General features: G+C 70.0%; 6 protein-coding genes and 1 pseudogene. 6 read left to right on the plus strand and 1 reads right to left on the minus strand.

Features of this window, described 5'->3' with window-relative positions; translation table 11 throughout:
• From VT52_RS29800 to VT52_RS29825, 6 genes are all read left to right on the plus strand, one after another.
• Positions 1-2,116, plus strand: a 2,116-nt coding sequence (locus VT52_RS29800) for a DEAD/DEAH box helicase (RefSeq protein WP_071387713.1), incomplete at its 5' end; no start/stop codon positions are given.
• An 859-nt stretch (positions 2,117-2,975) separates the two neighbouring features.
• On the plus strand, positions 2,976-3,653 hold the full coding sequence (locus tag VT52_RS39110; protein WP_240509927.1) for a hypothetical protein: 678 nt from the start codon (positions 2,976-2,978) through the stop codon (positions 3,651-3,653).
• Positions 3,654-4,038: 385 nt separating this feature from the next.
• Complete coding sequence (locus tag VT52_RS29810; RefSeq protein WP_046420957.1) at positions 4,039-5,034, plus strand: GlxA family transcriptional regulator; 996 nt, start codon at positions 4,039-4,041, stop codon at positions 5,032-5,034.
• Positions 5,031-6,782 carry a thiamine pyrophosphate-binding protein gene (locus VT52_RS29815; RefSeq protein ID WP_046420960.1) on the plus strand — a complete coding sequence of 584 codons (1,752 nt, stop codon included), beginning with the start codon at positions 5,031-5,033 and terminating at the stop codon, positions 6,780-6,782. Before VT52_RS29810 ends, VT52_RS29815 begins: the two co-directional genes overlap by 4 nt.
• A complete protein-coding gene (locus VT52_RS29820) occupies positions 6,754-7,407 on the plus strand; it encodes an SRPBCC family protein (protein ID WP_046420962.1) in 654 nt (217 codons plus the stop codon). The genes VT52_RS29815 and VT52_RS29820 overlap by 29 nt, the downstream gene beginning before the upstream one ends.
• A complete protein-coding gene (locus VT52_RS29825) occupies positions 7,404-8,423 on the plus strand; it encodes a 3-oxoacyl-ACP synthase III family protein (protein WP_046420965.1) in 1,020 nt (339 codons plus the stop codon). Before VT52_RS29820 ends, VT52_RS29825 begins: the two co-directional genes overlap by 4 nt.
• A 360-nt stretch (positions 8,424-8,783) precedes the next feature.
• On the opposite strand, the pseudogene VT52_RS39115 reads toward VT52_RS29825, so the two are convergent.
• A pseudogene (locus VT52_RS39115) lies at positions 8,784-9,738 on the minus strand (IS3 family transposase); the annotation flags it as partial.
• Positions 9,739-9,942: the final 204 nt, after the last annotated feature.

Below are 9,942 nucleotides of genomic sequence, written 5' to 3' on the forward strand. Positions count from 1 at the left end.
GCACTCAACCGCAGGTGATCTTGGCAGACCGTGGGCGGCGATCCACGACAACGCCCGCATCCCCGCCGACTTCCGGCTCTATCTCACCGCGACCCCGCGCATCCTGGCCTCGCCCCGGCCGCAGAAGGGCGCGGAGGGCCAGGAGCTGGAGCTCGCGTCGATGGGCCAGGACTCGCAGACCTACGGGCCGTGGCTGGCGGAGCTTGGACTGAGCGAGGCGGTCGAGCGGGGCATCCTTGCCGGGTTCGAGATCGACGTGCTGGAGATCCACGACCCCTCCCCCGTCACCGGGGGGTCCGAGGAGGCGCAGCGGGGCCGGCGCCTGGCGCTCCTGCAGACCGCGCTCCTCGAGCACGCGGCGGCGTACAACTTGCGTACGGTCATGACCTTCCACCAAAGGGTGGAGGAAGCCATGGCGTTCGCGGAGAAACTGCCGCAGACGGCAGCCGAGCTGTACGCAGGCGACGCCTCCGTCGAGGACCTGGCGGCCGCGGACCGGTTGCCGAAGTCGTCGATCGGCGCGGAGTTCTACGAGCTTGAGCCGGGCCGCCACGTACCCCCGGACCGGGTGTGGTCGGCGTGGCTGTGCGGCGACCACCTCGTCTCCGAGCGGCGTGAGGTGCTGGGCGAGTTCGCGAACGGCATCGACGCGGCCGGCCGCCGGGTCCACCGCGCCTTCCTCGCCAGCTGCCGCGTCCTCGGAGAAGGCGTCGACATCACCGGCGAGCGAGGAGTCGAAGCCGTGTGCTTCGCCGACACCCGCGGCTCCCAGGTGGAGATCGTGCAGAACATCGGCCGGGCGCTCCGCCTCAACCGGGACGGCACCACGAAGATCGCCAGGCTCATCGTGCCCGTGTTCCTGGAGCCCGGCGAGGACCCGACCGGCATGATCGCCTCCGCCTCCTTCCGCCCCCTCGTAGCCGTACTCCAAGGCCTGCGCTCCCACGACGAGCGCCTCGTCGAACAGCTCGCCTCCCGTGCCCTCACCAGCGGGAAGCGCAAGGTGCACGTCCAGCGCGATGAAGAAGGGCGGATCATCGGAGCCGACGGCGAGGACCAGGAGCACAACGACACCCAGGCCGCCGCCGAGTCCGCCCTGCTCCACTTCTCCAGCCCACGCGACCCGGCGACCATCGCCGCCTTCCTCCGCACCCGCGTCTACCGGCCCGAGTCCCTGGTCTGGCTGCAGGGCTACCAAGCCATGCTCCGCTGGCGGGCGGAGAACGAAATCAGCGGCCTGCACGCCGTTGCCTACGACGTCGAGGTCGAAGTGGGCGCCACGAAGTCGTTTCCGCTTGGCCGGTGGGTGCACCAGCAGAGGAAAGCCCTGCGGACCGGAGAGCTGGGACCGCGGCGCAAGGAACTGCTGGACGCCCCGGAGGCCGGCATGGTCTGGGAACCCGGCGAAGAAGCCTGGGAGACCAAGCTCGCCGCGCTGCGATCCTACCGGCGGGCCACCGGACACCTCGCCCCACGCCAGGACGCGGTCTGGGGCGAGGGCGAGGCGCTCGTGCCGGTCGGGCAGCACATGGCCAACCTCCGCCGCAAAGACGGCCTCGGAAAGAACCCGCAACGAGCGGCGCAGCGCGCGAAACAGCTGGCCGCGATCGACCCGGACTGGAACTGCCCCTGGCCACTGGACTGGCAACGCCACCACCGTGTACTCGCCGACCTCGCCGCCGACGAACCCCACGGCCACCTGCCCGACATCCAACCCGGCGTGACCTTCGACGGTGATGATCTCGGGCGGTGGATCGGGAGACAGAAGCAGTCGGCCACTTGGGCGCAGCTGTCGAGCGAGCAACAGGAACGGCTGTCCAAGCTGGGCATCAAGCCCACCGAGGCGCTGTCTCCCGCTCCGGCAGCAACGGGTGCGACCAAGGGCCCGAGCAAGGCGCAGCAGGCATTCCAACGCGGCCTCGCAGCCCTCACCCAGTACATCGCTCGAGAGGGCCATCACCGCGTCCCAAGGAGCCACACAGAGCAGATCACGGTAGAGGGCGAGGTTACGCCGGTCCGGCTGGGGGTGTTCATGAGCAACACCAAACAGCGGCGGGACAGGCTGGGTGACCCGCAGCGCGCCGCGCTCCGCGAGCTGGGCATCGAATGGGCGTGACATCGCCGCCATCCGGCCGTTGAGCCCGACCGCGCGAGGACATCGGAACAGCAGCGGCCAGGGACCGACCGGCGCTTGCTTGATCCGCTGGGCATCTGTTGCAAAAGCGCCCGCCCGGGACGGCGAACAGGAGACCGTGGTGGAGTGACCCATCACCCCGGCCTACTGCGGACCGCTCCCCTGCAGGGAGAAACGACCTCGTCGCTGATCTGCCGCATCGCGAGCCGCTACGGGATGGCAGCGAATGTGTTGCGGTCCTGCTGGCACTGGCGCAACTACCAACCTGGGCACGACGGCGGGGGTGCGCGGGCCGACGCCGAGGTGCTGCTGAATGCAGCCGGACGGCGGCTCCTGGCAGGCCTGTGCGGCGTCGAGGACAACGTGCTGGCGCGGGCGTTGCCGTCCTGGGAGCAGGAGGACGCCAAGCTGCCTGCCGAAGAGGACGGGGTGCCGGCGGCGGCGTGGCGGATCGGCGGCGCGGTCGCCGGGCCGGTGGCGTTCGGCTGCCGCCTGTGCGCGGCCCGGCGTACGGGGACGGCCGTGCGGGTGGTGCGGTACGCGCCCCGGTGGCAGCGGGTGTGTGTCCGGCACGGACGGTGGCAGCTGGACGCGGATGCCGACCAGCCCCTCGAGTGCCTCGGCCTGCGGGATTTGCCGGAGGTGGCCGCAGCGCGGCGGCGGTGGACCGGGGTGGCGCGGCGGACGGTGCGGGCCGGGGCCGAGCCGGAGCGGGTGTTCGCCCTGTCGCATGCGGTGGTGGCCCGGTGGTGGGAGCAGGCTTTCCGCTGGGAGCGGGAGAGGGTGTGGCCGCGGCGACTGCACCAGGTCGCGGGCGGTGGGCCGGGGGTGATCTGGAACGGTGGCGATCGTGGGGCGGGACGCGGTCGTCTTCCCCGAGGTGGTGGCCGTCGCCGACGCTCTGCTGGACCCGGCGATGGCCCAGTTGGCGTGGTTGGACAGCGGTGCGGGGCGGCCGCGGGCGCTGCCCGCCGACGGGATGTTCTGCCGCCGGCTCGGTGAGCGGATTGGTCGGCCGTGGCTGGGGCCGCTGGCCGCGACCGACTACGGCCGCCCGCTGACCTCCTGGATGGGCAGCGTCATCCGCTTGCGCCGCAGCGCCGGCGGGCCTCCCGGATACGACAACGACCCCTGGTGGCTGCGCCAGGAACACCAGAGCGCGACCATGGCCGGGCAACTGCGGGTGCTGGGCAAGGAGAAGAAGGCGCCCGGCTCGGGGAGGATGTGGCGGGCGGCGGTGCCCGCCGAGCAGCGCACGCTGATCACCCGGGCGATCGAGAGCGCCGAGGAACAGCTGCTCCAGCTGCGCGGAGCGCAGACCGGGCCGACCGCCGATGTCGCCCGGCAGCTTCTGCGCAGCCTCCGCCACAGCGCCGGCCTGATCGAGAACGCCTGGAAGCGGACCGCCCTGGTCGCGGTGAACGCCGGGATGCCCCTGGAAGAGGTGGCCCAGTGGGCGGAGATGTCTCCCGACGCCTTGATGAACATACTGACGGCCGGCCAGGAACACAGCGGCTGAAGACCCGCTTCGGATGCGCGGAGCAGTCGCCGGAGTGGGCTCATCAGCCGTTAGCGCACGCAGTACCCGTTCGTGGCAGAAATCCCCAAAATCAGGTGGCTGCCGGCGGATACGGCTTGGCTGAAGGGGGTGATCAACGCAGATATGGCCGGGCCAGGAAGCCCCCGTACACCAACAAGCCCCCCTCCGAGCGTCAAGCGTGCACCCGCACCGGCGTCCTGTGAACTGTCTCACTCAGCACTGCCTGCTCGGCGCACGAACTGCCTCACCAGCGCGGTTCGTACGTGTTCGACGCCGCTTGTTGGCCGGATACGTCAGTAATCTGTCATTGCAGCCAGTGCGGTGTTCGATACAGGCTGTGACTGTGTTGGAGCGACGTGTTGTTGTGGTGGTGTACACGGGCGCAATGGCCCTGGACGTCACCGGACCGATTGAAGTGTTCGATACCGCGAACCGGCTCCTGGGGCCTTCGGGTACGCCCTACCGGGCCGACTTCGTGTCCGCCGACGCACCGCTGGTGCGCATGAGTTCGGGGGTGGTGGTCGGGGCATCGCCACTGGAAGCGGGGCAGGGGCCGATCGACACGCTTCTCGTGCCGGGCGGCTGGAGTGTCGGCAACGCGCTCCGGGACCGGGCGCTCGTGTCCTGGATCGGCGAGGCAGCGGCCCGGTCGCGCAGAGTCGCCTCTGTATGCGGCGGATCCTTCTTGCTGGCCGAGGCAGGCCTCCTCGACGGCAGGCGTGCCACCACTCACTGGGCGTACAGCGAGGCGATGGCGGGCCGCTATCCGGATGTGACGGTGGACGCCGAGCCGATCTTCGTCTGGGACGGTCCCTTCGTGACCTCCGCGGGCGTGTCGACGGGCATCGACATGGCGCTGGCCCTGGTGGAGGCGGATCACGGATCGGCGCTCGCGCTGGAGACGGCACGGTTTCTGGTGCTGTTCCTCAAGCGACACGGAGGGCAGTCCCAGTACAGCGCCGTCCTCGACGCCCAGTTTGCCGACCATCCGCCGATCCGGGCGGCACAGGAGTGGATTCTCGACAACCTGGACAACCCGCTGCCCGTGGCCGAGATCGCGCGGCAGGCCAACATGAGTCAGCGCAACTTCGCCCGGGTCTTCCGGCGCGAGGTGGGCACGACACCCGGCCAGTACGTCGAGCGGACGCGTATCGCTCGCGCTCGCGAGCTGCTGGAGACGACGGACCTGACGATCGGCCAGATAGCCGGCCGCTGTGGCTTCGCCGCCACCGAGACGTTCTTCCGCTCCTTCGGGCGAACCCTGGGGCTGACCCCCAAGGAATACCGGCACCACTTTCAGGTCATCTCGCCATCCGGCCTCATCGACCGGCACCACGAGAGGGAGGGAAGCCCCGTATGACCACCGCGACCTCGGAATTACGCGAGGCAGGAACGGTACGGGCGGTCGACTATCTGGCCGGAGAACTCGCCAGGGCCGGCGTCACCCACATGTTCGGCGTCGGCGGCGCGAACATCGAGGACCTGTATGACGCGGTGCACCGCGGCGGCACCGTCCGCGGCGTCGTCGCCAAACACGAGTTCTCCGCCGTCACCATGGCCGACGGATACGCACGTGTCACCAGGCGCCTCGGAGTTGTTGCCGCCACCTCGGGCGGCGGGGCGATGAATCTCGTACCGGGCCTGGCGGAGGCGTACGCGTCCCGGGTGCCCGTGCTGGCCCTGGTGGGTCAGCCGCCGACCGGCCAGGAAGGGCACGGGGCGTTCCAGGACTCCAGCGGCAAGGCGGGTTCCTTCGACGCACGGGAGGTCTTCGCGCCCGTCTCCCGGTTCTGCGCCCGGGTCGATGACGCCTCCTCGCTCACGGAGTTGCTGCCCCTGGCAGTCGCGGCGGCGCAGGCCGATCCGCGCGGGCCGGCCGTGCTGTTGCTGCCCAAGGACGTGCAGCAGGCGCGCATCCAGGTGCCCGCCCGCGCCGTGGCCCCCACATCGGGCCCCCGCGCGACGGCATCCGCGGCGCGGCACGACATAGCTGCCGTCGGCACCGTGTCGGACGCCCTGCACAGGGCCGGTCGTGTCCTCGTCATCGCCGGTGAGGGCGTTGCCGCCGACGACGCGCGTGGGGAACTGGCCGAACTGGCCCAGTGCCTCGGGGCATGGGTAGCGGTCACCCCGGACGCCAAGGACGTCTTCGACAACCGTGACCCCCGATTCGCCGGCGTAGCCGGGGTGATGGGCCATGCCAACGTCGAAGACTGTCTGCGGCGGGCCGACCTGTGTCTGCTGGTCGGTACCCGACTGCCGCTCCTGGCACGCGACGGCCTCGACCAGGCCCTGGCCGCCACCGACGTCGTCTGCCTCGGCCCCGAAGCACCGTTCGTGTCAGGCATCGCACTGGGTGGCGATCTGCGCGACGCGCTGCGCGCGGTGACCGTACGGCTGCCGCCGCACCCACGTCCTTGCCCGCCGCACGCCGGCCCCCTTCCCGCGCCCATGCCGGGTCCGCTCTTGCGGGACCGGGAAAGGACCGTCCCCCACGACCAGGCGATCGCCGCGGTGGAGGCGGCACTCCCCCAGGACGCACACGTCTTCGTGGACGCCGGCAACACGGGCGCCAGCGCGATCCACCTCCTCCCGGCACCGCGCCACGGCCGCTTCGTGGTGGCGCTCGGCATGGGCGGCATGGGCTACACCTTCGGTGCCGGCATCGGCGCCGCGCTCGCCACCGGCCGGCGCACCTACGTCCTCGCCGGTGACGGGGCCTTCTTCATGCACGGGATGGAGGTGCACACCGCCGTGGAGTACGACGCACCCGTCACGTTCGTGATCTTCAACAACAACGCCCACGCCATGTGCGCGCTGCGCGAGGAGTTCCTCCAGGGCGGCGTCCGCAGCGACGACCTGTTCGCCCCGACCGACATAGCCGCCGGAGTGGCCGCCGCCTTCCCGTCGTTGGAGGCCACGGGAGCCGGCGACGCGGCACAACTGCGCACGGCACTGATGCACAGCAACGCGGGCGGCGGCCCGGCGTTCGTCGCGGTGTCGTGCGATCCGCGGGAGATCCCGCCGTTCCTTCCCTTCCAGTCCTTCACCGAAGCCGCCAAGAGCAAGGAGGGTTCAGATGAGCGAGGAGTCGTCCACGTTGGCTGACATCCCCGGTCTGATCCGGATCGAGAACGCCGACAAGCAGGAACTGACCGCCCACTGCATGGAGCTCACCCACGCGGTCTACCCCCACCACCAGGTCTACGGGCAGTACTGCACCATCCACGAGTACGTCGACTGCCCTCCGGAGCAGGTCTACGACTACCTGCGCCAGGGGCACCATCTGGAGGAATGGACCTGCAGCCTGCGGGACTTCGCGCCCAGCGGCACCCCGGGGCTGTGGGTCGGTCACGACCGGCTGGAGGACGACACCAGGATCTACTGCGAGGTGGTGGCCAACCCCGAAGCCATGACCGTGGACTACCACTGCTCGTGGGACCAGGGCGAGAAGCTGTGGATGATCTACCTGATGCGTGTCGTCCCGGCCCGCCTGGTGCTCGACAAGCCCGGTTCGGTGATCACGTGGACCAACTGCCGGCACCCCTACTACGACACCAACCCGCATCCCGAGAAGGCGCCGCGCTCGGACCGGCCCTGGGTGGGCGACTACTGGGACCTCTTCTACGCGGGGCACACCTTGGAGATGAACAATCTCAAGGCGATCCTGGAACACCGCCACCGGGGCGGCCTGCCCGTCAGCGTGGCTCCGGCCAGGGCGGTGGCGCGATGACGACGGTCAGCCTCACCGACGTGGCGAGCTATCTTCCCGGCGAGCCGGTCCCTGCGGTGTTCTACACCGAGTACCCCGGAGCCGAGGACAAGCTCCGCAACCACCCCATGTTCAAGGTCCCGCCGTCACGGCACCATGTGGCCGCGGACGAGACGAACGCGGACATGATCGAACGGGCCGTACAACCCCTGATCGAGCGGCACGGCGGGGCGGAGATCCGAGCCGTCGACGTACTGCTGGTACACAGCCAGTTGCCGGACCTGCCGTTCGTGGGCGCCGGAACCGAGGTGGCGCGTCGGCTGGGCCTGAACCCGGAGTGGCTTGTCGACGTGGCCAACGCGGGCTGCGCCTCCTTTGTGTACATGTTGAAGATGGCTCGGCAGATCCTCGCCACCACCGACGCGAAGACCGCGCTGATCTGCAACGCGCAAAGCGCCGCGGGGCAATGGTTCACCCAGTCCGAGGTGCGCAAACTCGCCCAGGCGGCGATCCCGGGCGACGGGTGCGGTGTGGCGTTCGTGACGACGTCGGCACAGTCACCGGTCCTCGACGTGGAGACCCGGCACGTCGGCGAGTACGCCGGCGACATGACCGTGGCGGTCGAGGACGGGCGCAAGTACTGGGAGCCGGGAGAGTCCCAGCTGCGGATCGGGTTCACCGACGCAAGCGTCGCCAAGGTCCTGGCACGCGGGAACCGCCTCGTACCCGAGGTGGTCATGGACCTGTGCAAGCGGCTCGGCGTGACGAGCACCGACATCGACGTCCTCATCACCAACCAGCCCAACCGTACGTTCCTGCGGAACTGGCGCGAGGCGCTGCAACTGCCCGCCGAGCGGCACCTGAACACCTTCGACGAATACGGGAATCTGTTCGGCGCGGCCATCCCGATCACCTTGGACCGCGCGATCGGCTCCCGGCAGGTGGCCGACGGCGACCTCATGGTGCTCGGGGGCTTCGCCCACGCGGGCGACTTCGCCGGTGCCGTCGCCGTTCGCTGGCACGGCGGACGGGACTGAGTCATGGAGATCCCGGTGCTGCACCGACTTGCCTTGAACGAGAGCCCGTACCCCCACTGCCCTCGGTACGCGAGACGATGCAACGGGCCGTCGCACGGGCCCACCGCTACCCGCAGTTCCACCCCGACGACCTCACCGAGCGGATCGCCGCGTGATGCCGGGTGACCTCCGACCGCGTCGCGGTCGGCAGCGGATCGGTCGGCGTGGCCCAGCCATAAAGTGGGCGACGCCGATGAAGCAGGCGAAGTCGCCGCTGGCCGTGAGCGCGGTGGGCAAAGGCTTCGCTCAGGCTGATGCGGTAGCCGTCCTCTTCCATCAGCACGGGCCTTGACCCCGAAGGGTGGACACCTGTTCGTGTCGTTATGCGGCAAGCGTCAGGGTAGCTGACTGCTGTTCGTAGGCGATCGGTGCCTGCTGTCCGTTCGCCGAGTGCCGTCGCCGGGTGTTGTAGCGGGTGGTCCAGCGGAAGACTGCCAGGCGGCAGGCGTGGGCCCCGTCGAAGCGGCGGGCGCCACGGAGCGTCTCGCGTTTGAGGGTCGCGTTGAACGACTCGGCGAGGGCGTTGTCCGCGCTGGTCCCGACCGCGCCCATGGACTGCTTCACCTCCAACTCGGCACATACGGACGCGAATTCACGGGAGCTGTACTGGGCTCCGTGATCGCTGTGGAAGACGGCGCCGGACAGGCTGCCGCAGACCCGGGCGGCTGCCCGGAACGCGTCGGTGACCAGCGAGGTGCGCATGTGGTCGGCGACCGACCAGCCCACCAGACGGCGCGAGAAGCAGTCGATCACGGTCGCCAGATACAGGAACTCGCCGTCGCCCACCGGCAGGTACGTGATGTCGCCGACGTACTTCGTGTTGGGTGCGCTCGCGGTGAAGTCGCGCCCCAGCAGGTCGGGCATCGCTGCGGCGGACGGTTCGGGCACGGTGGTGACCTGGCGCTTACGCAGCCGCAGCCCGGCGATGCCGTACGTGCGCATGACCCGTCCGACGCGCTTGTGGTTCACGCGCTCGCCGTCCTCGCGCAGATCGGCGGTGATACGGGGCCGGCCGTAGGTGCCGTCCCATTCGGCGTGCACGGCCCTGATCCGCTCGGCGAGAGCGACGTCGGCCTGTTCACGCGCGGCGCGGGCCTCGCGGGCGGCCCGCCACTTGTAGAGCTGGAGCGGGCGACCTCCAGCACCTGACACAACCGCTTCACGCCCCAGGCGCGGTGGTGGTCCTCGATGAACTGGAAGCGGCTGGTCACCAGGTCATCTCTTGTGCGAAAAACTTCGTGGCCTTGCGGAGAATGTCCCGTTCGGTGGCCAGCTTCTGCATTTCTTTGCGGGCTGCCGCCAGCTCCCGGCGCAGGGCCTCGTTCCCGGCCTGAAGCTCCTCGGCCGTCGGCGGGGAATCCACCGTGCTCTTCTCCGTGCTCGTCGTGATGCCCCCGCCGCGGCGGGCCCGTTCGGCCCGCACCCAGTTACGCAGCGTCTCCCGGCTGATCCCCAGATCCTTGCCGATGCCCTCGAAGGT

It is taken from the genome of Streptomyces malaysiense (genome assembly GCF_000980885.2).
Taxonomy (GTDB): Bacteria; Actinomycetota; Actinomycetes; order Streptomycetales; family Streptomycetaceae; genus Streptomyces; species Streptomyces malaysiense.

Coding starts and splice junctions, on each gene's coding strand:
- VT52_RS29815 (WP_046420960.1), top strand. CDS start 5,031: ATGACCACCGCGACCTCGGAATTACGCGAGGCAGGAACGGTACGGGCG.
- VT52_RS29820 (WP_046420962.1), top strand. CDS start 6,754: ATGAGCGAGGAGTCGTCCACGTTGGCTGACATCCCCGGTCTGATCCGG.
- VT52_RS29825 (WP_046420965.1), top strand. CDS start 7,404: ATGACGACGGTCAGCCTCACCGACGTGGCGAGCTATCTTCCCGGCGAG.